Raw genomic sequence first — 24,910 nt, forward strand, 5'->3', positions numbered from 1 at the left:
AGTGTGAGTTATATACAAATGATAAACTATACCAATGTATATAGTGAATAGGAGGTGCAGCGTATGCCAGTTATACAAAGTCCGGGACAAAGAATTAATAATATGAGAGTTATAGAATTTCCATTATGGCTCAGAATTGTCTGCTATATTATAGCGATAATATTTGTATTATGGATACTTCGTTCGGTATATAAGTACATTGTATATCAGAAGCTTATAGCTAACAGAAAGAATGAAAATGCAGTTCTGATATCCAAAGTCAAAGAAGCATACCGAGAAGTAAAGGCATATAACACATCGTTAGGTTCTAACAGACCGGCACCGGGGTATGGAAGCACGTCTAATAGGGGAATAGCTTATAGATTGTACTTTGATGTCAATGGGAAAGATGTTGAACTTGATGTAGATGAGAAGACATTTGATAACATTAAAGAAGGAGATAAAGGAGTATTAGATTATAAAGGTTGTGAGTTTTATTCATTTACGAAAGAATAGAGCTTTTAGGAGATGTTGATGTCATCAATGAAAAGGAGGATTTTTATGGGGAAAGCTAAAAGCGGTAAGAGCAATATTTTAAAGATTGTATCTATTGTGGCAGCGATATTAGTGGCAGTTGGTATAATAGCTGTATTTGTAGCACCATTGATACCTGTAAGGAAGGTAGATGAAAGTGCGTACAAGAAGCTGGATAACAACGATGTATATGAGCGTGCATACAATATATATGGCGTACAGATATATAAGGACAGGGATAAGGCACTTGCACAGTTTAAGGCAGATTATAATGATGCTTTAGTGTATTTGAACGAAAAGCTTGTTCTGGGTGAGTTTAACACAAGCTATGATATGCTTTCACAGTATGGCGAGAATGGATGGCAGTATACATTTTCGGCTGATGAGAAGAGAGAGCTTGGGGAAGAAAAGGTCAATGAACTTAAGCAGAAGATGGCAGGAATTTCAGCATTTTGTGATATGTATGAGAATACAAACTGGCGTTATTATGTCGGACTGCAATAAGCAAAACTTAAGCTATAGATATTTTAGATGTAAATAGTCTTTTTTTGTTTCATATAGTCTTTTTTTGTAAGGTATATTGTTATTGAATTAATGACGTGATAAATTATACCTATATAATTAAATATTCGTATTGTTATGAACATAATTTCACACAATATAAAAGCAGAGTAGAATAGATAGACAGGGGTAGATTGTGATGAATATAGCTATATGTGATAATGAGGAGATGTTCGTGAAGAATATAAGTGGGCTTTTAGAAGAATATCTTAATGAGAATAAATTGCAATATAGTATAGATATGTACAGTTCTGGCAGTGAGCTGATTGGTTTAAAAGATAAGATAGTGAATTACGACATAGTATTTCTGGATATTAATATGACAGGAATAGATAATATTAAAGTAGCTGAATGGATAAGAATGTATTCGGATAGAGTTATAATAATATCTATAACCTCAATGTCAGATTATAATATGCAGGGTTATAAGTATGATGTGTTCAGATATTTATTGAAGGATAGTATGGATTTAAAAGGTTCAATCTATGAATGTATGAACGCAATATTATATAAGCTGAATTACATTAATTCAGATAAGAGAATTATCAGTTGTGACTCTGGTAGAAAAGAGGTTGATGTCAGTAAGATTATCTATATAGAAAGCAGTGGCCATAAAGTTACATATCATATACACGGTAAGGAATTTGGTGATTATGTTGTCAAGAGCAAGCTTGATGACATAGAGAATGAATTAAAGGAATATAAGTATCTTTTAAGGGTACATCAAAGCTATATAGTTAATATGATGTATGTTAATAACATCAGCAGTTATCGTGTGTACCTAAAGAATGGCATGGATTTGGGAGTTCCGAAATCACGATATAAAGAAGTTAAGAAGAGAATACTGGAATTTAAAGAAAATAATTAGCGGTTAAAAGTTTAAGCGAGAATATTACTTGATAATGAAATAGTGGTATTTAATATCAGATATATATTGGTCATTATAGATGACTATATATATCTGATTTTTTTGTGGTTAAATTATTCTAATAAAATGTAATAGTAAATATAGTCGTTTTTTGTCTGCTATAGTCGTTTTTTGCAAATAGGGTTGTATGAAGTGAAATAATGTGATAATTTTGGGATATAGAAGCGATGTGTGTGAGAAACGGAAGATAATAGATTAGTTGAGAGATAATAACAAGACGGAAGATGAGTCGGAAAAGGAGCAGCTTATGAAGAAATTAACATTAATAGCAGATGTATTATTAATAAGTTTATCAGCAGGTTTATTTTTGCCAAATTCTACAATCAATATGGCAAAGTATCAAAGTGATAATAATAAGAGCTTGATAACAGAGAAAGATAATATTACACCAGAGGAAGTTATGGATAATCAGATACCTGATGAGCTTTATGATGTAGGTAACGAAGACCAATGGTATATAAGTCAGGCTGTTCGCAGAGCAGTTGATAAAGAAGAAGCAGATAATAATGCAGAATTATTTAGAAAAGATGATACATCAATAGTAAATTGCAGAGAGATAAAAGACAAAGAAGACAATATATTAAGATACATATATAAATACAGTGATGGTGGATACTGTATTAGCGGCAGTGATATAGGGTACAGGAGTGCATCATATACGCAGCTTAAATATGAATATTATATTCCAACACAATATGGAATTAAGATGAGTGATGAAAGCTGGTATCAGTTAGATGAACTTGATGATTTATCAAAGGAAGATTGTTTGGCAGATGTTAGTAATATTCTTGCAGAATTAGAAATTGAAGTATGCGATGAGCCAGATATATATGTTATAGATGTTGATAGTCAAAAGAAAGTTAAAGCTAAATTACAATTGACAAGTGAATTAGACGATTGGACTAAAGATGATGAATGTTATTGTATGATATTTAAAAGAAAGCTTGATAACCAGACAATGTCAGATGTGGCATTTGATAATATTTTAAAGAGTGGTGTACCAACACAGGTTAAAGTTATATATGGAAAGCAGGGACTTATCTATCTTGATACATCTTATCAATATGATTTTATTACAAAGGAAGATGTTAAGGATAAAGTTATAAGTTATGATACTGCTGTAAATATTGCAATGACAAAGTATGATTATGTGTCAGAACAGAATATTATTCGGGCAGAATTACAATATATACCTCAGGTAACAGGTGGCGATGGCATAGATTACAATACCAGATATGAGATAGCTCCATATTGGGTGATTGTTATTGAAATACCATCTGTTATAGGAGAAAATGCATCAAAGAACGAAATTATATTTGTTAATGCGATAGATAAAACTGTGTATAAGGATACATTTTCAAATGTTATAAGGTGATGTATTAGGGGTGAAATGTTTATACCGTATTGTCATATCTAGTTAGAGGCTAGTGATAGTATATTGGGAATTGTATTCTTTTATACGAGATACAGATATAATGCAATTAATGGGGAATTCCTAAATATTGCTATTATATATCAAAATGCTATGAGAGGGGTGAATAAAGAAATAGAAATGTAGAAGGGTATTGCACAATTGCATGTGCAATCAATTGTAACTTGCCTATTTTAGGTTATGATGAGGGATAGGTGTAACTAAATTTATAGAAATTGGAGGTATTAGAATGGTTAAGAACAAGTTAGTTAGAAATGCAGTTGCAGTTGTAGTTGCATTAGGGGTAATTGGAACAATTCCAGTATTTGCAGAAAGTTATGATATGGAAGATGGACACGCTTATAATAATGCGACAAGTTCAGGAGGCATAAAGTGTTGCGATGCCGGAACTATTAATGATAGGAGTGGGGAATATGCTTCTTTGTATTTGCGTACAACATATCAGGATGGACAAGAGTCCGATTATTGGTCAGGAGTGGTACAGGGGTCGGTACACGAAAATACTGGCTGGGATTGGGCAGAAGATTATTATAGTATACATCGTTTGCACAGAACAAGTTCAGGGGAAGCAAGAGATAGAGTCGAATTATCTTCTTGCTGGTAATTAAATGAAAATATGACTTAGCTTCAATAAATAATGTATTGAAGCTAAGTTATACCTATATAAGGGAGGGGGTGGAGCTTATGAAAAAAGTATATATTATATTACTGCTTCTGGTAATGACGATAAGTGCTGGTTGTGGAACAGGAACAACATCATCTCATAATACAGAGGCAGATATAGAATTAGATAAGCCAAGTGTAACAATAACGGAAAATAATACATTGGGTAAAGATGTATCTGATATTGAGAGCGAAAAGAATTCATCAGACAACAGTGACGATAGGATTATAGATAGTGGATTTTGGGTAAATGAGTTAAAGACAGATAATGGAATGGTGTGGAAATATACTCCATTAATTAGTCCCAAAGTTGCTGGGGTATTTGATTGTGAAGATGACGCTAAATTTGTATTTTCATATGAATATTCTGGATATAATCGTCCAGATGGCACAAAGACAGCAACATTAAAGAGTTATGGATGTCAATTTATATATGTGAGCAATCCAATGTTGGGATATAATGCTGATGAAGAGGTATATCCAACACAGGAAAAGCAGATTAAAGAAACCTTTTCATTAACAGCTAATAATGGAATTAACAAATTGGGTATATATGATGTGGGATGTATAACTTTTGCGTTGTATAAAGATTTATATCCCGAATATCCAGAGATGAAACTGCAAGTGTACGGAATACCTAATAATCTGATAGAGCAGAGGTTTGGCGATATAACTAAATGCGATGGAAGAGCATATAAGGATTTTTTGGTGAAAGACTGTCCAAATGAAGATTTTGTAAGTTGTGTATATTTAGGAGAAAAATATATAACAGATACAAGTATATTTTATATAGATTATAAGAAGATGGCAGAGGAGAATGATTGTGGTCAGTTTTTACTTGTGTTAAAAGTATCTAAAACAACAGGGTTTGCTTACCTTATGAATGGTGATAATTGCTACAATATATCTGATAATGAAAAGTATCAGGTGTGGAAACAGGAACATATAGGGCAGTTCATAGGGGAGTGAGAAATATGAGAATTAGATATATATTAAAGCTTATGCTTGATGATATTTTTCAAAAAAAGATAATGATTATACTGCTTCTTGCTATGAGTTCAATATCTATATATATGACTGATGTTATAGCAACAAGATATTTTTCTAATCAGCATAGAATTAATTCAATGAGTTCGATGTTTGCGGTAAATCCGGATAAGGTTAACTATGTAAAATATCTTAATCTAATGAGTCCTGAATATACTCCTCAGATAGGTGATGAGCTTATACAATATATTCGTAATTATCAAGGTGTTGTTGCTTGTGGAAGATTTAATAACAATAAAATGATACTTAATGGTGAACTTGTAAAGACACTTGTTATAGAAAAAGATATTGCTAATATGGGTAATCTGCTGTTGGATAACGATAATCTGAAAAGCAAAAAAAATGGTAGTGAGAATATGGCATATGTGGGCTATAGTTATAGGAATGAGTATAAAACAGGAATTCAATTTAATTATTATGAGGAAAATGAGAAATCAAGTTGCGAGATTGCAGGTTATTTAAAAAAGGGAGCATCGTGGCCTTTAAAGGGAAAGTTATTTGGCGGTGTTAGTGATATAGACTCATATAATCTTGATAATACGATTGTTGTGATAACTCCCAATTATGAATATTTTGATAATATAGGAGGTATGCCGGATACACCATATTATATAGTTGATGATGAGGCAGTGGCAGATAAACTTAAGATGGACATTGTTGAATGGGCGGCAGAGCGTAATCTTGGAGTAAGTGTGATTAATGAGGCAGAGGAAATAGCAAATGAAAAAGAATTAAGAAATATAACAGCGGACAGCTCATTTAGTGCAGAAGTTTTGCTGTTTCTGCTTGCATTAATATCAATGTCTTCTGCGGCAATAGTTTCGTGTCTTTTGAATAGACAACATATGGGAATTATGGTTGCTTGTGGAGTTAGCAAGCGAAGTATTATGGCAATTAATTATATGGAAAATGTCTTTGTAGTGTTAATTCCAGAAATAATTATATGGCTTATATGTCAGAAAAATATATTTGGAAAAGTATTTATGAATAACATTTCAGAGCTGGATATGATTAAATATGGTGACTGGTTTAGTCATTGTGTCGCTGTTCCAATAATGTATCTGGCAGAACTTGTGATTGTTACTGTTATAGCTGGTATTGTGCCTATGTTTATAATATCACGAATGAAAGTGGCAGAAGTTATCAAACCAGTAGATTAATTATAGAAAATACCGGGTGTGCAGATTGATGGTGAAAGCTGTTAAATCAGTAGGTTAGTGACAGAGGTTTTCAAAATATAAGATTAGCGGTGGAGAAGTTATTGAACAGCATATTCAGGGGGCATTTGAATGGGAAAAATATTTAATAAAATATTCAGATACAGGCTTGTTTCGATATATTTCATATTAAGTCAGCTTGTTATTTTAACAGCAATATTTGGAGTGCTTAATACGATTAATAAAGCTTATGCAAAAGAAAATGACAGGCTTAAGGCTCTGGCTAAGAATAGGATAGAGCTGAATATAGATACATTTGCAAAGAAAGATATATTATCATATGCGGCAGTAAATGTAGATGTAGGAAATGTGTTAGCACAAGGACGTATGTCGGTAGAAGTGGCACAAATTGGAAGTACGAACCGTTGTGAAGTGCTTTTGGCAGTTAATGAGTCAACCCCTTATCCTATGATTAGAGGACATATACCCGATAAAGAAACGGATAATGGCAGAAATTGTGTGGCATTAGGACGTGATAAATACAGATATGTATATAATAGGGATGGCAAGGATTATATAACACTTGGTCAGGAGGAATATGAGGTTGTAGGTGTTATAGGAAGTCCGGTATCTGATTATTGGGACTATAAGATTGTACTTAATATAGATTGTATGAGTGATAGTCTTAAGCAGTCATTTAGTTCACTGTCTAATATATCTTTGACAGTATATAGTAATAAGGAAGATATTATGGAAATTTATAATAAAGTATATTCAAATGTAGTCAATGTTGATAATACCTGTAATATAGTGTCATATAGCAAGAAAGATACGGGCGAAAGCACAGTGAGTGAAACTCTTCAGAAAGAAAATATTAAAACTAATGTTATGGTATATGCTTTTTGCCTTATTAACAGCATAATTATATCAATATTCTGGACGGTACAGAGAAAGAAAGAGCTTGCAATAAAACGTGTATTTGGATTTAGTAATATAAGAATGATAGCCGATATTGCAGTTAATCTGTTACTGCTAATGATAATTACTGTAATAATGTATTTTGTAGGATATGTGTTATATAGCTTTATAAGGTATTCAACAATTCAGGGTATGGGATTGTGGAGTGTCAAATTAATATTATTAGCAGTTGGTTTATTTCTGATAACACTTGTTATTGCGATGATATATCCAGTTGTAGATATATATAGGGGGCAGGCATATGATAAGATTAGATAAAATAACAAAAATATATGATGCAAAGGTTGAAAATAAAAAAGCGTTAGATGAGGTATCATTAACTATAGATAATGGGGAGTTTGTAGCTATTATGGGACCATCAGGGAGTGGTAAAAGTACACTTCTTAACATAATAGGCTGTATGGATAGTGTTACAGACGGAAGTTATTATGTTGATGACATAGAAGTGTCACGATTGAATAAATTGGACATACATAGATTTAGAAAGAAGAATATAGGATTTGTATTTCAACATTTTGCATTAATGGATTATTATACAGCTTATGAGAATATTGAGCTGCCGTTGCTGGCTAACAATATAAGACGAAAAGATAGAAAAAGAATAATTAATGAACAATTGAAAAAGTTGAATATTGTGGAAGAAAAAGATAAATTGCCAAAGAAAATGTCGGGAGGACAGCAACAGCGCGTGGCAATAGCACGCGCACTTGTAACTAATGCAGATATTATTCTTGCTGATGAACCGACTGGTGCATTAGACCAGAGCACCGGACAAGAAGTCATTAATATTTTAAGAGAAATTAATAATCAGGGTAAAACGGTTGTTCTTGTTACGCACGATATCAATATCGCCAGCAGCACTAACAGAATTATTAATATATGTGACGGAAAGATTATAAGTGATGAAATGGTATAATTGACTAAAGAGTTGCCTTGCAACTCTTTTTTATTTGTGTAAAATGTGGTATTCTATTATTTATTAAGATAATTTATCAAATAAAATATGAATTTTAGCCGTAGAACATATGTAGTATTTTAAAGAAAGCTAGTACATATATTTATTCAATAATGGAAGGGAAAATGCTATGCCAGTAACAGAATATTTAATAAGAAATGCCGAGTTATACCCCGATGAAGTTGCCTTGGTTGAACTAAATCCAGATGAGAAAGATACAAGGAGAACAACTTGGAAAGAATTTGATTTAATACAGCCAAGTGCCAATATGCCATATAGGCGTGAGATTACATGGAGCGTATTTAATGAGAAAGCCAATAGGTTTGCCAATATGCTTATAAGCCGTGGAGTTAAGAAAGGGGATAAGGTTGCTATTCTTATGTATAACTGCCTGGAATGGCTGCCAATATATTTTGGTGTATTAAAGACAGGTGCAATAGCAGTGCCATTTAATTTCAGATATGACTCAGATGAGATATACTATTGCGCTGAACTTGCACAGGTAGATGTCATTGTATTTGGCTTTGCATTCATTGGAAGAATAGAGGTTAATGCTGAGAGATTATTAAGAGGAAGACTTCTTATATATGTAGGAGACAACTGTCCAAGCTTTGCAGAAAGCTATCACGAGCTTGTTGCTGATTGTTCAAGTAAAGAGCCAGATGTTAAGATAACAGAAGATGATTATGGTGCGATATATTTTTCATCAGGAACAACAGGATTTCCCAAGGCAATACTTCATAAGCACCAGAGCCTTACACAGGCGGCTATTATGGAACAGAAGCACCATTCTACTGGCAGAGATGATATATTTTTATGTATACCACCACTTTATCATACAGGAGCAAAGTTCCACTGGATGGGAAGCCTTGTTGCAGGAAGTAAGGCGGTTCTTCTTAAAGGAACGAAGCCGGAACAGATATTGTCAGCAGTATCAAGTGAACACTGCACTATAGTATGGCTGTTAGTGCCTTGGGCGCAGGATATTCTTGATGCATTGGATTCAGGAAAGATTAAGTTATCAGATTACAATTTATCGCAGTGGCGTCTTATGCACATAGGTGCTCAGCCGGTGCCACCATCACTTATTAAGAGGTGGAAGGAATATTTTCCTAATCATCAATATGACACTAACTATGGTTTGTCAGAGTCAACAGGACCGGGTTGTGTTCATCTTGGTGTTGAGAACATACATAAAGTTGGAGCAATTGGAATTCCGGGTTATGGCTGGGAATGTAAGATTGTTGATGAAAATGATAACGAAGTCTGTCAAGGTGATGTAGGCGAGCTTTGTGTTAAAGGACCGGGAGTTATGACTTGTTACTATAGAAATGAGGCTGCTACAAAGGAAGTATTAAAGGACGGATGGCTGTATACAGGAGATATGGCTATGCAGGATGAAGATGGTTTCTATTTCCTTGTAGACCGAAAGAAAGATGTAATTGTGTCCGGTGGCGAGAATATTTACCCTGTGCAGATAGAAGATTTCTTAAGAAGATTTCACAAGATAAAGGATGCAGCGGTAATTGGTCTTCCTGACAGGCGTCTGGGCGAGAAGACAGCAGCAATTATAGAGATTAAAGACGGAGTCAGTTGTACAGAGGAAGAAATCGAAAAGTTCTGTCTTGAGCTTCCACGTTATAAAAGACCTAAGCAGATAATATTTGCTGAGATACCACGAAATGCGACAGGAAAGATAGAGAAACCAAAGCTTCGTAAAATATATGGAGCAGATAAGCTTGTTGCGATGGAGAACAAAGCATAATTGTGATTATAGATTAATATGCAATACAGATATTATTATAGATAATGGAAGGAAAAGGTATGAAAGAGTTAATGTTAGGCAACAAAGCGGTTGCCAGAGGGTTATATGAAGCAGGCTGTAAGGTTATATCAAGTTATCCGGGAACTCCTAGTACAGAGATTACAGAGGAGGCGGCAGTTTACAATGAGATATATTGTGAATGGGCACCTAATGAAAAGGTTGCATTAGAGGTGGCTCACGGAGCAACACTTGGTGGTGTAAGAGCGGCGTGTGCTATGAAGCACGTAGGCTTAAATGTTGCGGCAGACCCATTATTTACAATATCCTATCAGGGGCTTAATGCAGGACTTGTAGTGTGTGTTGCAGATGACCCAGGAATGCATTCATCACAGAATGAGCAGGATTCAAGGCATTATGCAATTGCGGCGAAGCTTCCAATGCTTGAGCCATCAGACTCAGAGGAGTCGAGAGTATTTGCTAAGAAAGCATTTGAGATGTCCGAAAAGTTCAATACACCAGTCCTTTTAAAAATGGTCACGAGAGTAGCCCATTCACAGAGCATAGTTGATACAGAGGAAAGAGTTGAGCCAGATAGAGTTCCTTATGTAAAAGACCCAGCTAAAGTAATGATGACACTTAACTCAAGAAATGCTCATATAAGGGTTGAGGAGAGAACTAAGGCATTGATAGAATATGCTGAAAGCACAGAACTTAACAGAGTTGAGATGGGTGAGGATACAAGTGTGGGAATTATCACAGACTCTACTTCATACCAGTATGCAAGGGAAGTATTAGGTGATAAAGTTAGCATATTAAAGCTTGGAATGATTAATCCACTCCCAGAAAAGCTTATAAAAGACTTTGCACAGAAGGTAGATAAGGTTATTGTTCTTGAAGAGTTAGACCCTATAATTGAAAATCACTGCAAACAGCTTGGAATTAAGGTGGCTGGTAAGGATACATTTCCTATATGCGGCGAGTTCTCCCAGAACCTTGTAAGAAAATGTCTTGGTATGAAAGAACCAGAGCATATTACTATAGAAGAAAATGTTCCAGCACGTCCTCCAGTTATGTGTGCAGGCTGTCCACATAGAGGAATATTCTACATTTTAAAGAAGAAAAAATGTATGGTATATGGTGATATTGGCTGTTATACATTGGGCGCAGTTGCACCGCTTAATGCAATGGATTTGAATGTCTGTATGGGAGCTTCCTGTTCAGGACTTCACGGCTTTAATAAAGCTATAGGTGAGGAAGCAGAGAGTAACAGCGTAGGTGTTATCGGAGATTCAACATTTATTCATTCAGGAATGACAGGTATAACAGACATTTCTTATAATATGAGTAATTCGACAGTGATTATCCTTGATAATTCTATTACAGGAATGACAGGACACCAGCAAAATCCAACTACAGGAAAGAACCTTCGTGGTGAACCAGCAGGAAAGGTTGATCTTGAAGCATTATGCAGGGCATTGGGCTTTAACAGAGTAAGGATTGTAGACCCATATGACCTTAAGGCAGTTGAGGAAGCTGTTACAGAGGAGCTTGCAGCTAAAGAACCATCTATTATTATAAGCCGCAGACCTTGCGTTATGATTAAAGGAACAGTACATAAACCACCAATCAGTGTAGATGAAAGCAAATGTGTTGGCTGTAAACAGTGTATGAGCATAGGCTGTCCAGCAATTGCAGTTAAAGATAAGAAAGCACATATTGACCCTACACTCTGCATAGGCTGTAAAGTATGTTCACAGATGTGTAAGTTCGAGGCAATATAATGTTGTAAGGCGATGTATATTAGGTGTTAATGGAATAGAAAAAAGTATTAGATGTCCGATTTGTTCAAATTAGATTTGCTTGATGTGAAATTAGGCAGGGCATCTGATAATGTCGGAAATGAGGAATATGTATGAGTAATTCAGTTAAGAATATTATGATTGTTGGTGTTGGCGGACAGGGAACACTTCTGGCAAGTAAACTGCTTGGTTATGTTCTTATGCAGCAGGGATATGATGTTAAAGTGTCAGAGGTACACGGAATGAGCCAGCGAGGCGGAAGTGTTGTTACTTATGTAAGATTTGGAGATAAGGTATATTCTCCAGTTATTGATAAAGGTGAGGCTGATTATATTCTTTCATTTGAGAAGCTTGAAGCGTTAAGATGGATTGAATATTTAAAGATTGGCGGACAGATAATAACTAACACGCAGGAAGTTGACCCAATGCCGGTAATTACAGGTGCTATGCAGTATCCAGATAATATTATTGAAAAGCTTGAGAGTGCAGGTGCAAAGGTCGATGCTAAAGATTTCTTATCAATAGCAGAAGAAGCAGGGTCGGCCAAAGCGGTTAATATTGTACTTATGGGAAGATTATCAGATTATTTCAAAGACATTCCATATGAGGTGTGGGATAAAGCAATAGATGAGATAGTCCCAGAGAAATACAGAGAGCTTAATCATAAGGCATTGAAGCTTGGCAGAGGCTGAGTAAATGTAAAATAATAAAGGTAAAATGGATATACATTTGTGATATTATGGTATCATATGTATATCCATTTTGTAATATTAGTGGCAGGAGTTATTATATAGAATTAAAGAGGCTTATATGTTTAATCTAGAAGAAGAATTAAAGAAGCTCCCAGATAAGCCGGGAGTGTATATTATGCACGATAAACACGACACAATTATATATGTCGGCAAGGCTAAGATATTAAAAAATCGTGTAAGACAATATTTTCAGAGTAATAAAAATCATTCGGCAAAAGTTGTCCAGATGGTTTCACATATTGCATATTTTGAGTATATCGTGACAGATTCTGAGCTTGAAGCACTGGTGCTTGAATGTAATCTTATAAAGGAACACAGACCAAAATATAACACGATGTTAAAGGACGACAAGAGTTATCCTTTTATTAAGGTTACTATTGGAGAGGAATTTCCAAGAGTGTTATTCTCAAGAACAATGAAGCACGGAACTGGCAAATTCTTTGGACCGTACACATCAGCAGGTGCTGTCAAGGAGACAATTGAACTGCTCTGTAAGCTTTACAAGGTAAGAACGTGCAACAGGAGACTTCCTAAAGATATAGGCAAGGACAGACCATGCCTTAATTACCATATCGGACAGTGCAATGCACCTTGTCAGGGTTATGTGAACAAAGATGAATATAAAAAAAATATAGATAAAGTAATAAGCTTCCTTAATGGTAATTATTCTGAGATTATTAATGAGCTGACGAATAAAATGCAGGATTGTTCCGAGCGTATGGAATATGAGGAAGCCGCTAGATACAGGGATTTGTTAATCAGCGTTAAGCAGATCGCACAGAAGCAGAAGATAACAGCAGATGATGCAACAGACAGAGATGTAATTGCGTGCGCTATGGACGCGGAAGATGCAGTTGTACAGGTATTCTTTATAAGACAGGGCAAGCTTCTTGGACGTGAGCATTTCCATATGAAGGTTGCAACGAATGACAGCAGAAGCGGCATTTTGTCAGAATTTATGAAGCAGTATTATGGTGGAACACCATATATTCCCAATGTGATAATGACACAGGAGGAGATTGAGGATGCTGGTACAATCGCCGACTGGCTTTCAAGCAGGAAGAAGCGGAAAGTTACAATTATCACGCCAAAGAAGGGCGATAAGGAGAAAATGGTTGAACTTGCCCATAAGAATGCACTTATGGTATTAACTAAAGATGCAGAGAAGATTAAGCTTGAGGAGAAAAGGACAACAGGTGCTATGAAGCAGATAGCAGACTGGCTTGGGCTTGCTTCGATAAGGCGTGCAGAGGCTTATGATATATCTAATACAAGTGGTGTTGAGTCAGTTGGTTCAATGGTTGTATTTGAGGACGGAAGACCTAAGAAAAATGATTATAGAAAGTTCAAGATTAAGACGGTCAAAGGGCCTGATGATTATAAGAGTATGAGAGAAGTACTTACAAGACGTTTTACAAGAGGAATGAGAGAGCGTGCAGGTGAGGAAGAGACAAGGGGTTTTGCTGTGTACCCGGACCTTATAATGATGGATGGTGGACGAGGACAGGTGAACATTGCACTGGAGGTTCTTGATGAACTTCATATTAATATTCCTGTATGCGGTATGGTTAAGGACGATAACCATAACACAAGGGGACTTTACTATAATAATGTAGAAATTCCAATAGACAGGCATAGTGAAGGTTTTAAGCTTATAACAAGGGTTCAGGATGAGGCACATAGATTTGCGATAGAATACCACAGGTCATTAAGAAGCAAGAAGCAGGTAAGCTCAGTTCTTGATGAGATTGAAGGAATCGGACCAGCAAGAAGAAAAGCGTTGATGAAACATTTTCTTGATATTGACAAAATCCGTAATGCCAATGTAAGTGAGCTTATGGAGGCAGAAGGAATTACAGAAAATGTAGCGCAGAACATATACAAATATTTTCATTGATGTGTTATTTTAATGTCTTTCAATATTAATTGCACTGTGTTAAACTATTAATAATAGATAGTCAGAAGATATATAGTCTTAAGTAAGGCAATGAAATATAAAATGTGGCATAATTGCGCAGGATTGGAGTAGATATGAACGGAAAAGAAAGAGTTAATTTATTCAAGGTAATCGAGAAGATGAATCTTGTTAATCTTACACCTGATATTGATGTTAAGGGAATATGGATTCACGTTCCAGAATTTAACAGGCCAGCGTTACAGCTCACCGGATTTTATGACCAGTTCGATAATGACAGAATACAGATTATAGGTAATGTAGAATATGCTTATCTTAAGAGCCTTTCAGAAACAGAGCGTTATGAAAGATATATGCAGTTGTTATCAAGCAATATTCCCTGCCTTATCTTCTGTAGGAATTTAGAGCCGGAGGCAGAGATTATAGAGCTTGCAAAGAAATATCAGATTCCAATATTAAAGTCTGCTGAGTCAACATCTTCATTTTCAGCAGAAGTTATAAGATGGCTTAAAGTACAGCTTGCACCTTGTATAGTAATACACGGTGTATTAGTTGATGTATATGGCGAAGGTGTGCTTATTACAGGTGAGAGTGGTATAGGTAAGAGTGAAGCAGCACTTGAGCTTATAAAGAGAGGCCACCGTCTTGTAACAGATGATGCTGTCGAGATTAGAAAAGTAAGTGATGAAACATTAGTTGGTTCAGCACCCGGAGTTACTAAGTATTTCATAGAGTTAAGAGGTATTGGTATTATTGATGTAAAGACACTTTTCGGTGTAGAGAGTGTTAAGGAAACTCAGGAGATTGATATGGTTATCAAGCTTGAGGACTGGAATAAGGACAAGGAGTATGACAGACTTGGACTCGAAGAAGAATACACAGAATATCTTGGCAATAAAGTAGTGTGTCATTCGCTTCCAATAAGACCAGGACGTAATCTTGCAGTAATAGTTGAGGCTGCGGCTGTAAACCACAGACAGAAGAAGATGGGTTACAATGCGGCTAAGGAGTTATATAGAAGAGTACAAGAGAACCTTATGAGGGGTGATGATGAAGATGAGTTTATTTAAGGATATAGTTCTTGGCATTGATATAGGTGGAACAACCTGCAAATGCGGCGTGTTCACAACAGATGGCACGCTTGTATACAAGGATGAGATACCAACAAGGAAAGATGAGGGCGGAAGTCTTATTTTATCAGATATTAAAGAACATATTCCAGAGCTTGTGAAAGCGGCGGGACGAAGCTGTGATGAGATTAAAGGTGTTGGAATAGGTGTTCCAGGTGCAGTAAGAGAAGATGGAACAGTCAACAAATGTGTTAATCTTGGCTGGGGTGTATTTAACGTTGCACAGACTTTTAAAGATATGACAGGCTATGAAGTTAAAGTTGGCAATGATGCCAATATGGCGGCACTTGGTGAATACTGGATGGGAAGTGCAAAAGCATATTCAAGCGTTGTATTAGTTACAATAGGAACAGGTGTTGGCGGCGGAGTTATAATTGATGGTAAGCCAATATGCGGATACAATGGTGCTGCGGCAGAGATAGGACATCTGCCTATAGTAGAGGAGGAGACAGAATACTGTAACTGCGGTAATAAGGGCTGTCTTGAGCAGGTGGCATCAGCAACAGGCATAGTCAGAACAGCGACAAGAATGTTAAATGCAACCGATGAGCCATCGGCACTTAGAGCACTTCCTTATATATCTGCTAAGGCAGTATTTGATGAAGCTAAAGCAGGAGATTCGTGTGCCATAAAGGTTGTTGATTATGTATGCAGATATTTAGGAAAAGGCATTGCCTGTGCTTCTGCTATGACTGATACAGAGGTTATATGTATTGGCGGAGGAGTATCAGCGGCAGGTGATTATCTTATAGAAAGAGTTGCTAAGTATTATAAAGAATACGCATTTCACGCATGCAAGAATACTAAGATAGTCAGGGCTGAACTTGGTAATGATGCAGGTATGTATGGAGCTGCCAAGCTGGCATTAGGTTAATATAAAAGATTGGAGAGTAAGAAGCTTATGGATAACAATGAGCTGTTAGATAATCTTAAATTAATTGTGGGTGACACACAGGTAAGAACTGGTGAACCTATGAATATTCATACTACATTTAGAATCGGAGGCTGTGCAGATTATTATGTACAGCCATCTTCTATTGAGGAGTTACAATCATTAATTCGGTTTTTGAATAAATCGGACATAGAATACTGCGTTATAGGTAACGGAAGCAACCTTTTAGTATCAGATAAAGGAATAAGAGGAGTTGTAATACAGCTTTCAGATACATTTGACGAGGTAGAATATATTGATGATGTTACTGTAAAGGTTATGTCAGGAATGATGTTGTCAAGACTTGGTAACAAGCTGGCAGATAAGGGACTTGCAGGCTTTGAATTCGCAACGGGAATACCGGGAAGCGTAGGCGGTGCAGTTAGAATGAATGCAGGTGCATATGGTGGAGAGATTAAAGACATAATAGTTAGTGCCGATGTACTCGACCGAAGCGGCAGGCTTATAAGCCTTAGCAGGGACGAACTTGAGTTAGGTTATAGAACAAGCTGTATAGCGGCTATGGATTATATAGTTGTCAGTGCTGTGTTCAGATTACAGAAAGGTGATACTGACACAATCAAGGCACTTATAAAGGAACTTGCTGTTAAGAGAAGAGCTAAGCAGCCTTTGGAATATCCTAGTGCAGGAAGTACATTTAAACGTCCACAAGGCTTCTTTGCAGCTAAGCTTATAGAAGATGCAGGACTTAAAGGAGTGTCAGTTGGCGGAGCAATGGTTTCAGAGAAACATTCTGGTTTTGTTGTTAATGCAGGCAATGCAACAGCAAAGGATGTGTGTATGCTTACTGATATGGTTAAGGATAAAGTTAAACAGCAGTCAGGTGTAGATCTTGAACTGGAGGTTATAAAGCTCGGAGATTTTAGTTAAATGCCGTGGAGGAACTTATGAAGATAGTTATTGTAACGGGAATGTCAGGTGCAGGTAAATCAACAGCATTAAATATGCTTGAAGATGAGGGATATTATTGTGTTGATAATATGCCTATATCGCTTATACCTAAATTTGCGGAGCTGGCAGACTGTCAGGAACAGGATAACGGATATAATAATATAGCATTAGGCGTTGATATAAGAAGCGGACATTCTCTTGCAGAGTTCGAGTCCGTACTTGATTATATGAAAAAACGCCAGTATAACTATAAAATATTATTCCTTGAATCTAGTGACGAAGTGCTTGTAAAGCGTTATAAAGAAACGAGAAGGACACATCCGCTTGCAAAGGACGGACGAGTTGACAGAGGTATTGAGCTTGAGAGGAAACAGTTAAAGTTCCTTAAGCAGAGGGCAGATTATATTGTTGATACAAGTACGCTTCTTACAAGAGAATTAAAGCAGGAGTTACAGAAGATAATTCTTGAACGTAAGGAGTATAACAATTTATTTGTAACTGTGCTGTCATTTGGCTTTAAATACGGAATACCAGTAGATGCAGATATTGTATTTGATGTAAGATTTCTGCCTAATCCGTATTATGTTGAAGAATTAAGGCCGCTTACAGGCAATGACAAACCAATACAGTCATTTGTAATGAAAGCACCAGAGGCGAAAGAATTTCTTAATAAGGTAGATGATCTTATACAATTTCTTCTTCCTAACTATGTAAAAGAGGGCAAGTCAAGCCTTGTTATAGCGGTTGGCTGTACAGGAGGAAAGCACCGTTCAGTAACACTTGCCAATGAGCTGGCGGCAAGAATAGCAAGTACACCATATGGCTGTAAAGCTGAACATCGCGATATAGACAAAGATGCTAAGAGAAAGGGAGATAAGTAATGTCGTTTTCTTCAGATGTTAAAGAAGAATTAAGCACCAGAATAGATATGGCAAGGCACTGCCAGATAGCTGAATTTGCTGCGATAATGGGAATGTCAGGACGTATCAGGAGAGCATCGGGCAAAAGAATGCAGATAGAGATGTCTACTGAGAACGAGATTGCAAGATATAAGTTTATAGTATTATTAGAGCAGATATTTGATATTGATACAGGCGATATAATATATGTTTCAAAGAGCAGCCGTGACACAACAATCAGAATAGAAAATCAGGAATATGTCGCTAAAATATTGCAGACACTTAAATGGGCTGATGAATCATTTGATAATATTGAACCTGTATTTGTTGACACAAGAATAGTGCAGAAGGACTGCTGTAAGAAAGCATTTATCAGAGGTGCATTTATAGCGGCAGGGTCTATAAGCGACCCTAATAAATTCTATCATTATGAAATAGTATGCGACTATGAAGAAGATGCACAGTGCCTGTGTGATATGCTTATATTCTTCGGGCTTGATGCTAAGATTACAGTCCGCAAGAATGATTATATAGTATATATGAAGGAAGGCAGTAATATAACAGATGTGCTTAATCTTATGGGAGCATATGTTTCGCAGATGAATCTCTACAATGTTATGATTCTTAAAGAAATGCGTAATGACGTGAACCGTAAGGTTAACTGCGAAACTGCGAACCTTAACAAGACGGTTGCCGCTGCGGTAAAGCAGACTAAGGACATAATATATATAAGGGATACAGTTGGTCTTGGAAGCCTTAAGGACAGCTTAAGACAGGTTGCCGAGGTAAGGCTTGAACACGAGGATATGAACCTTAAAGATATAGGTGCATTGTTAGACCCGCCTGTTGGCAAGTCGGGTGTCAATCACAGACTCAGAAAGATAAGCGAATACGCAGAACAGTTAAGACTTGAAAGAGGGGATTGACAACAAGCGTATAATAAAAATTAGGTAAGGTAAATTATTAGTTAAATGTATAGACAGAATGGAGGATAATATGACAAAAGTAGATATTATATCAGGATTTTTGGGAGCAGGTAAGACTACTCTTATTGCAAAGCTTTTAAAAGAAGGACTTGCTGGTGAGCAGGTTGTGCTTATAGAAAATGAATTTGGCGAGATAGGTATTGATGGAGGTTTCTTAAAGGAGTCAGGCGTTGAAATCAGAGAGATGAATTCAGGCTGCATATGCTGTTCTTTAGTTGGTGATTTCGGAACATCTTTAAAGGAAGTTGTTGAGAAGTACCACCCAGACAGAATTATTATCGAACCATCAGGTGTTGGAAAGCTTTCAGACGTTATTAAGGCTGTAAAGGATCTTCATATTGAGAATGAAATCCGTTTAAACAGTGCTTCAACAGTAGCCGATGCTTCTAAGGTAAAGGTATATATGAAGAACTTTGGTGAGTTCTTTAACAACCAGATTGAGCACGCTGGAACTATTATTCTCAGTAGAACACAGAATGTGTCAGAAGCCAAGTTAAAGACAGATATTGAACTTATCAGATCACTTAATAAGGATGCTCATATTATAACAACTCCTTGGGATGATATTGATGGCAAGCAGATACTTGATGCTATGGAAAATGTTACTAATCTTGAACTTGAAATGCTTGCAGAGGCAGCAGCAAAGGTTGCAGAGGAACACGAACATCACCATCATCACGATGGCGAGTGTGGCTGCGGACACGACCACCACGATGAAGAGCATGAACATCACCATCACGATGGCGAGTGTGGCTGCGGACACGACCACCACGATGAAGAACACGAACATCACCATCATCACGATGATGAATGTGGCTGCGGACATGACCACCACGATGAAGAGCATGAACATCATCATCACGATGGCGAGTGTGGCTGTGGACATCATCACGAGCATGGTCATCACCACGCCGATGAAGTATTTACAAGCTGGGGCGTAGAAACTCCTAACAAGTATGACAAGGAAGAACTTTCAGAGATATTAAGAAAGCTTTCTGAGACAGATGATTATGGTAACATCTTAAGAGCTAAGGGTATGCTTCCTTGCACAGATGGTAAGTGGATGTTCTTTGACCTTGTACCAGAAGAATATGAAATCAGGGAAGGTAAGCCTGATTTTACAGGAAGAATATGTGTAATAGGAGCAGAATTAAAAGAAGCTGCTCTTAAAGAATTATTTAATGTATAATTGCGGAAGTTAAAGTACTGGACAATCCGCAGACATCACAGACTGGGGGCATAAGCCCCCAGTGTTATATATAGTTAGAATAGATGGAGGACATATAATGGCACAGGAAGAGTATCAGATTCCTATATTTTTAATAAATGGCCAGTTAGATAGTGGCAAGACCAGATTTATCTCAGATACTATAGCAATGGGACAGTTTGCAGAGGCAAAGAATAAGCTCCTTATCGTATGTGAGGAAGGCGAAGAAGAATACAGCGAGAAGCTTTTAAAAGATAATGGTGTGGATATGGTAGTTCTTGAAAAAGAAGAATTAACAGAAGCCAAGCTTAATGAACTTGATAAAGAGTATGACCCTTGGATAGTAATTGTTGAGTATAATGGTATGTGGGATCCAGCCCTTCTTATGGGAACAGCTAAGCCAAGAGGCTGGGAGATATACCAGTCAATAACACTTATTGATGCTACAGCATTCAATCTTCAGTGGAACAATATGAGATCAATAATTGCAGAGACTGTTAAGTATACAGATATGGTTATATTTAACAGATGTAAGTCAGGTATGGATCTTGGAAGCTACAGAAGAAGTATGAGAGCACTTAATAACACACTTCAGATTGTATTTGAGGACGATAAGGGAGAGATGATGTCAATTGCAGAACAGCTTCCTTATGATGTTAATGCGGATATTATCGAGGTTGATGATGCTGATTATGGAATATGGTATATGGATGTATCAGAAAGACCAGATGTATATGTTGGCAAGAAAGTAAGATTTAAGGGTCAGGTATTAAAGAATAAATATTTCAAAGATAAGAACTTTGTACCAGGACGAAAGGTTATGACCTGCTGTGCTGAGGATACACAGTTTATTGGCTATATAAGCTTTTATAATAACATTGCTTCTTTAGAGAATAGACAGTGGATAATGGTTACAGCAACAATCAAGAATGAATTCCAGATGGCATACAAGAAGAAAGGACCTGTTCTTTATGTAGAAAAGGTTGAAAATGCAGAGCCACCAGTGGAAGAGATGGTTTATTTCTAAGCTTGTAAGCGTGGAGAAAATAGAATTTTATATTCTATATTTTTTGAATAAATCGGACATATATAACAATTAGTAATACGGCTGGAGAGAACAATGATACAGGATATATTTCCTAATAGACTTGATAACCAATATGTAGAATGTAGTCCGCAGGATAATGATGTAGTATTCTTCTTTGAGGGTTCATCACTTCTTGCGAAGTATATTAAAGAAGATACATTAACTTATCCACTGTACAAGCAGTTCATACAGGGGATAAAGACAGGTATATCAAAAGATTCTGTTGATAATTATTCATTTACATACCTTTTATCTGTGGATGATACGAAATATTTTCTTGCACAGAGAAAAGGCGAATTATTAAGAGGACAATATGCTGGTGAAATGGCAGATTCCAAAGTGCATAATGAGTATACATCAGTGGTGGAAGGATTTTCATTTGTCGGGGTAGACTCATTTAGAAAAGCCAAACCGAAAGCCACAGCATTTGCAGCAATAACGGCATATCATCTGTATGGCTGGTACAGGGACAATCATTATTGTGGACGATGTGGCAGACCTACAATACACGATAACAAAGAGCGTATGGTAAAGTGTCCGGTATGTGGCAATATGGTATTTCCAAAGATAAGTCCTGCGGTTATCGTGGCAGTTACAGATAACGACAGGGTTCTGCTTACAAAGTATGCAGGAAGAACATATAAGAATTATGCTTTAGTCGCTGGCTTTAATGAGGCTGGAGAGACAATAGAGCAGACAGTCAGGCGTGAGGTAATGGAAGAAGTAGGACTTAAGGTCAAGAACCTTAAATATTACAAGAGCCAGCCTTGGGGACTTAGCGGCTCACTGCTTTCAGGGTTCTTCTGTGAGCTTGACGGTGATGATAAAATCACATTGCAGGAAGATGAATTATCACTTGGAACGTGGGTTAAGGCAGACGACCTTGACTTAGAAGACGATGGAATAAGTCTTACAAGAGAGATGATATTAAAATTCAAAAAAGAACATTCAATTGTTCCGTCTAATTAGAATAATACATTATTATTAAGCATAGAATTATCCCAAACATATGTGGGGTGGTTCTATGCTTAATTGGTTATGGGGCTTTATGATTATCATAGGAATAGTATATGCCCTTATCACAGGTAATATAGAAAGTGTCACGCAGGGGGCATTTGTCTCCGCCAAGGAAGCTGTCACATTATGTATAACTATGTTCGGTATTATGTCATTCTGGTGCGGTCTTATGGAAATAGCAGAAAAATCAGGACTTATAGACAAGTGCAGATACATGATAGAGCCTCTTATAAAATGGCTGTTTCCGGGTGTTCCAAGCAGCACCAAAGCATTTGGCTATATAGTTACCAATATGATATCTAATTTTCTTGGACTTGGCTGGGCGGCTACACCAGCAGGTATAAAGGCTATGAAAGAGATGGCAGTGCTTAATCAGAATAAGAATATAGCAAGCTGTGATATGTGTACATTTCTTGTGATTAACATTTCTTCAATTCAGTTAATTCCAGTAAATATAATAGCATACAGAAGCCAGTACAAAAGTCCCGACCCGACTGCAATACTATTTCCCTCAATAATAGCAACAGCTATAAGCACGCTTGCGGCTGTTATATTTTGCAGGGTTATGACAAGGAGGGAGCGATGATGACTAAGATTTCAGCGTATATAATGCCGCTTGTCATATTGATTATTGTTGGATATGGAATGTACAAAAAGAGTGATAATTACGATAACTTTGTAAATGGTGCAGAGGATGGAATGAGGACAGTGGTTTCAATAGCACCTACACTGATTGGGCTTATGGTTGCGGTCGGAGTATTAAGAGCTTCTGGATTTCTTGATTTTATAGCTGGACTTTTAAGCGGTGTGTGTGGAAAGCTTGGAATACCGGCAAGCATAGTGCCGCTTATTATAGTAAGGCTGTTCAGTTCGTCAGCTGCAACCGGACTTAGCCTTGATATATTCAAGCAGTACGGAACAGACTCATATACAGGACTTATAACGTCTATACTTATGGGGTGTACAGAAACAGTATTTTACACAATGTCAGTATATTATATGGCGGCACGCATTAAAAAAACGCGCTGGACACTTGCTGGTGCATTAATTGCAACAGCGGCAGGCATAGCTGCGAGTGTCATTCTTGCGCGTTATTGTTAATTATTATTTTTTCAGATTTTTCATAGCAATATTGATGTCTACATTGCCTGATACACCATTTATTGAACCTGTGCTTGTATACTGCCACATAGCGTATTTGTAGGGATAATATGGAGAGGCAGTCTGATAACCGGCGAACCATTTATCATAACCTTCAAGTCTTTCAAGTTCAACATTATCCATAAAATACAAAAGATTACTGTAGATTAATGGAGTATATCCAGCAGCTTTAATTGTGTCGCAAAATGCGATTATTACGTCAGTTAATTCACTAGCCGAAAGATTTTCCTGACGGAAGCTGTCATTTTCTATAGCTTCTACGTCAATAGCGATTGGGTATGTAATATTATAAGGCTTTACAAGAGTAAGTACATAGTTGGCTTCTTCGATAGCTTCCTCTTTGTTAAGAGCCTGTGAATAGAAGTATACACCGACATCTATATTATTCTTGATAGCATTAGTTGTGTAAGTATTAAATGAACTATCTTCCACAAGAAGTCCTGAGCCATAAGCCCTGTAGCCACATCTAATCATAGCAAAATCCACACCGGCGGCTTTAACCTTGGCAAAATCCACATCAGAATTGTGCTTTGATAAATCAATTCCTGTATATGTCTTGGCATTAGTTCCTGAATAAGTCATCAATCCCTTATCATTGCGGGCAAAGGCTGATTTATCATATTCGCTTGCGGCAAGCTTAGGGTTAATATCGGCAAATACATAATTACCACTTCTATTGACATATACTATGTTGTCAGGATAAAGTTCTTTTAATAATGAGAGTGTAGATGAACCGCTCTCAAATCTGCTTCGGATAAGGTTAAGCATATCGTCTTTCTCAGTATTGCGTGCAGTTTCAATGTCCTTGTCCTCAATTCTTGCTACAGTATCAGCAGTTCTCTTGGAGTCGGTAACAAGCAGGACAATATTGGCTATTATTGAAGCGATGGCAGTAACAAGCAGAACAATTGTCAATACAGATAATTTGCTTTTGCTGCCAGTCCTGCTTTTATTCTTCTGTCTGGAATTAGATTTCCAATCTGAACTGTTATCAGATTGGCTGTTGAAATTATTATCCATAGGTATCCCTCTTTTCTTTATAGTACATTAATGTGTAACCGCATATAAATAAATGATAACTACAGTGTAAACGAGCTGTATTTAAAAGTCAAATA

Annotated in this window: 24 protein-coding genes; 23 read left to right on the forward strand and 1 reads right to left on the reverse strand. The window is 36.7% G+C overall.

Annotated features, from left to right (window positions below):
* Window positions 1-63: 63 nt before the first annotated feature.
* From BM157_RS06250 to BM157_RS06360, 23 genes are all read left to right on the forward strand, one after another.
* Complete coding sequence (locus tag BM157_RS06250; RefSeq protein ID WP_022502491.1) at window positions 64-495, forward strand: DUF2500 family protein; 432 nt, start codon at window positions 64-66, stop codon at window positions 493-495.
* Between the two features lie 45 nt (window positions 496-540).
* Window positions 541-1,017, forward strand: coding sequence for a hypothetical protein (locus BM157_RS06255; protein WP_090140365.1), 477 nt, complete (start codon window positions 541-543; stop codon window positions 1,015-1,017).
* A 196-nt stretch (window positions 1,018-1,213) separates the two neighbouring features.
* Window positions 1,214-1,942 carry a LytR/AlgR family response regulator transcription factor gene (locus BM157_RS06260; RefSeq protein ID WP_090140368.1) on the forward strand — a complete coding sequence of 243 codons (729 nt, stop codon included), beginning with the start codon at window positions 1,214-1,216 and terminating at the stop codon, window positions 1,940-1,942.
* Between the two features lie 307 nt (window positions 1,943-2,249).
* Window positions 2,250-3,377, forward strand: coding sequence for a hypothetical protein (locus BM157_RS06265; protein ID WP_156333771.1), 1,128 nt, complete (start codon window positions 2,250-2,252; stop codon window positions 3,375-3,377).
* 286 nt (window positions 3,378-3,663) lie between these two features.
* Complete coding sequence (locus BM157_RS06270; RefSeq protein WP_055177484.1) at window positions 3,664-4,038, forward strand: hypothetical protein; 375 nt, start codon at window positions 3,664-3,666, stop codon at window positions 4,036-4,038.
* Window positions 4,039-4,118: 80 nt separating this feature from the next.
* Entirely contained in the window at window positions 4,119-5,066 is a 948-nt protein-coding gene (locus tag BM157_RS06275; RefSeq protein ID WP_055177486.1) for a hypothetical protein, read from the forward strand.
* A gap of 5 nt (window positions 5,067-5,071) precedes the next feature.
* Entirely contained in the window at window positions 5,072-6,304 is a 1,233-nt protein-coding gene (locus tag BM157_RS06280; RefSeq protein ID WP_090140370.1) for an ABC transporter permease family protein, read from the forward strand.
* 129 nt (window positions 6,305-6,433) lie between these two features.
* A complete protein-coding gene (locus tag BM157_RS06285; RefSeq protein WP_090140372.1) occupies window positions 6,434-7,537 on the forward strand; it encodes an ABC transporter permease family protein in 1,104 nt (367 codons plus the stop codon).
* Window positions 7,521-8,195 carry an ABC transporter ATP-binding protein gene (locus BM157_RS06290; RefSeq protein WP_055177496.1) on the forward strand — a complete coding sequence of 225 codons (675 nt, stop codon included), beginning with the start codon at window positions 7,521-7,523 and terminating at the stop codon, window positions 8,193-8,195. The genes BM157_RS06285 and BM157_RS06290 overlap by 17 nt, the downstream gene beginning before the upstream one ends.
* Window positions 8,196-8,364: 169 nt before the next feature.
* Window positions 8,365-9,999 (forward strand): class I adenylate-forming enzyme family protein, encoded by a 1,635-nt coding sequence (locus BM157_RS06295; protein ID WP_090140375.1) that lies wholly within the window; start codon window positions 8,365-8,367, stop codon window positions 9,997-9,999.
* A gap of 59 nt (window positions 10,000-10,058) precedes the next feature.
* Complete coding sequence (gene iorA, locus BM157_RS06300) at window positions 10,059-11,780, forward strand: indolepyruvate ferredoxin oxidoreductase subunit alpha (RefSeq protein WP_090140378.1); 1,722 nt, start codon at window positions 10,059-10,061, stop codon at window positions 11,778-11,780.
* A gap of 131 nt (window positions 11,781-11,911) precedes the next feature.
* Window positions 11,912-12,490 (forward strand): indolepyruvate oxidoreductase subunit beta, encoded by a 579-nt coding sequence (locus tag BM157_RS06305; protein ID WP_055177500.1) that lies wholly within the window; start codon window positions 11,912-11,914, stop codon window positions 12,488-12,490.
* 118 nt (window positions 12,491-12,608) lie between these two features.
* The gene (gene uvrC, locus BM157_RS06310) at window positions 12,609-14,447 is read left to right on the forward strand and encodes an excinuclease ABC subunit UvrC (RefSeq protein ID WP_055177502.1); all 1,839 of its coding nucleotides are present in this window, start codon (window positions 12,609-12,611) and stop codon (window positions 14,445-14,447) included.
* Window positions 14,448-14,581: 134 nt separating this feature from the next.
* The gene (gene hprK, locus BM157_RS06315; RefSeq protein WP_022502479.1) at window positions 14,582-15,535 is read left to right on the forward strand and encodes an HPr(Ser) kinase/phosphatase; all 954 of its coding nucleotides are present in this window, start codon (window positions 14,582-14,584) and stop codon (window positions 15,533-15,535) included.
* Window positions 15,516-16,469, forward strand: a complete 954-nt coding sequence (locus BM157_RS06320; protein ID WP_318255840.1) for an ROK family glucokinase — start codon at window positions 15,516-15,518, stop codon at window positions 16,467-16,469. The genes hprK and BM157_RS06320 overlap by 20 nt, the downstream gene beginning before the upstream one ends.
* A 27-nt stretch (window positions 16,470-16,496) precedes the next feature.
* Window positions 16,497-17,417, forward strand: coding sequence for a UDP-N-acetylmuramate dehydrogenase (gene murB / locus BM157_RS06325; protein WP_055177504.1), 921 nt, complete (start codon window positions 16,497-16,499; stop codon window positions 17,415-17,417).
* Between the two features lie 17 nt (window positions 17,418-17,434).
* Window positions 17,435-18,319 carry an RNase adapter RapZ gene (gene rapZ / locus BM157_RS06330; protein ID WP_022502476.1) on the forward strand — a complete coding sequence of 295 codons (885 nt, stop codon included), beginning with the start codon at window positions 17,435-17,437 and terminating at the stop codon, window positions 18,317-18,319.
* Window positions 18,319-19,263 (forward strand): DNA-binding protein WhiA, encoded by a 945-nt coding sequence (whiA, locus tag BM157_RS06335; protein WP_090140380.1) that lies wholly within the window; start codon window positions 18,319-18,321, stop codon window positions 19,261-19,263. Before rapZ ends, whiA begins: the two co-directional genes overlap by 1 nt.
* Window positions 19,264-19,333: 70 nt before the next feature.
* Window positions 19,334-20,512 (forward strand): CobW family GTP-binding protein, encoded by a 1,179-nt coding sequence (locus BM157_RS06340; protein WP_022502474.1) that lies wholly within the window; start codon window positions 19,334-19,336, stop codon window positions 20,510-20,512.
* Between the two features lie 97 nt (window positions 20,513-20,609).
* The gene (locus tag BM157_RS06345; protein WP_055177505.1) at window positions 20,610-21,557 is read left to right on the forward strand and encodes a TIGR03943 family putative permease subunit; all 948 of its coding nucleotides are present in this window, start codon (window positions 20,610-20,612) and stop codon (window positions 21,555-21,557) included.
* Window positions 21,558-21,650: 93 nt separating this feature from the next.
* A complete protein-coding gene (nudC, locus tag BM157_RS06350; RefSeq protein ID WP_055306958.1) occupies window positions 21,651-22,586 on the forward strand; it encodes an NAD(+) diphosphatase in 936 nt (311 codons plus the stop codon).
* Window positions 22,587-22,641: 55 nt separating this feature from the next.
* Window positions 22,642-23,220 (forward strand): nucleoside recognition domain-containing protein, encoded by a 579-nt coding sequence (locus tag BM157_RS06355; protein WP_090140382.1) that lies wholly within the window; start codon window positions 22,642-22,644, stop codon window positions 23,218-23,220.
* The gene (locus BM157_RS06360) at window positions 23,217-23,735 is read left to right on the forward strand and encodes a spore maturation protein (RefSeq protein ID WP_090140384.1); all 519 of its coding nucleotides are present in this window, start codon (window positions 23,217-23,219) and stop codon (window positions 23,733-23,735) included. Before BM157_RS06355 ends, BM157_RS06360 begins: the two co-directional genes overlap by 4 nt.
* Window positions 23,736-23,738: 3 nt before the next feature.
* Here BM157_RS06360 and BM157_RS06365 read toward each other — a convergent pair whose 3' ends face one another.
* Complete coding sequence (locus tag BM157_RS06365) at window positions 23,739-24,815, reverse strand: glycoside hydrolase family 25 protein (protein WP_090140387.1); 1,077 nt, start codon at window positions 24,813-24,815, stop codon at window positions 23,739-23,741.
* Between the last annotated feature and the right edge of the window lie 95 nt (window positions 24,816-24,910).

The organism is [Lactobacillus] rogosae (genome assembly GCA_900112995.1).
Taxonomy (GTDB): Bacteria; Bacillota; Clostridia; order Lachnospirales; family Lachnospiraceae; genus Lachnospira; species Lachnospira rogosae.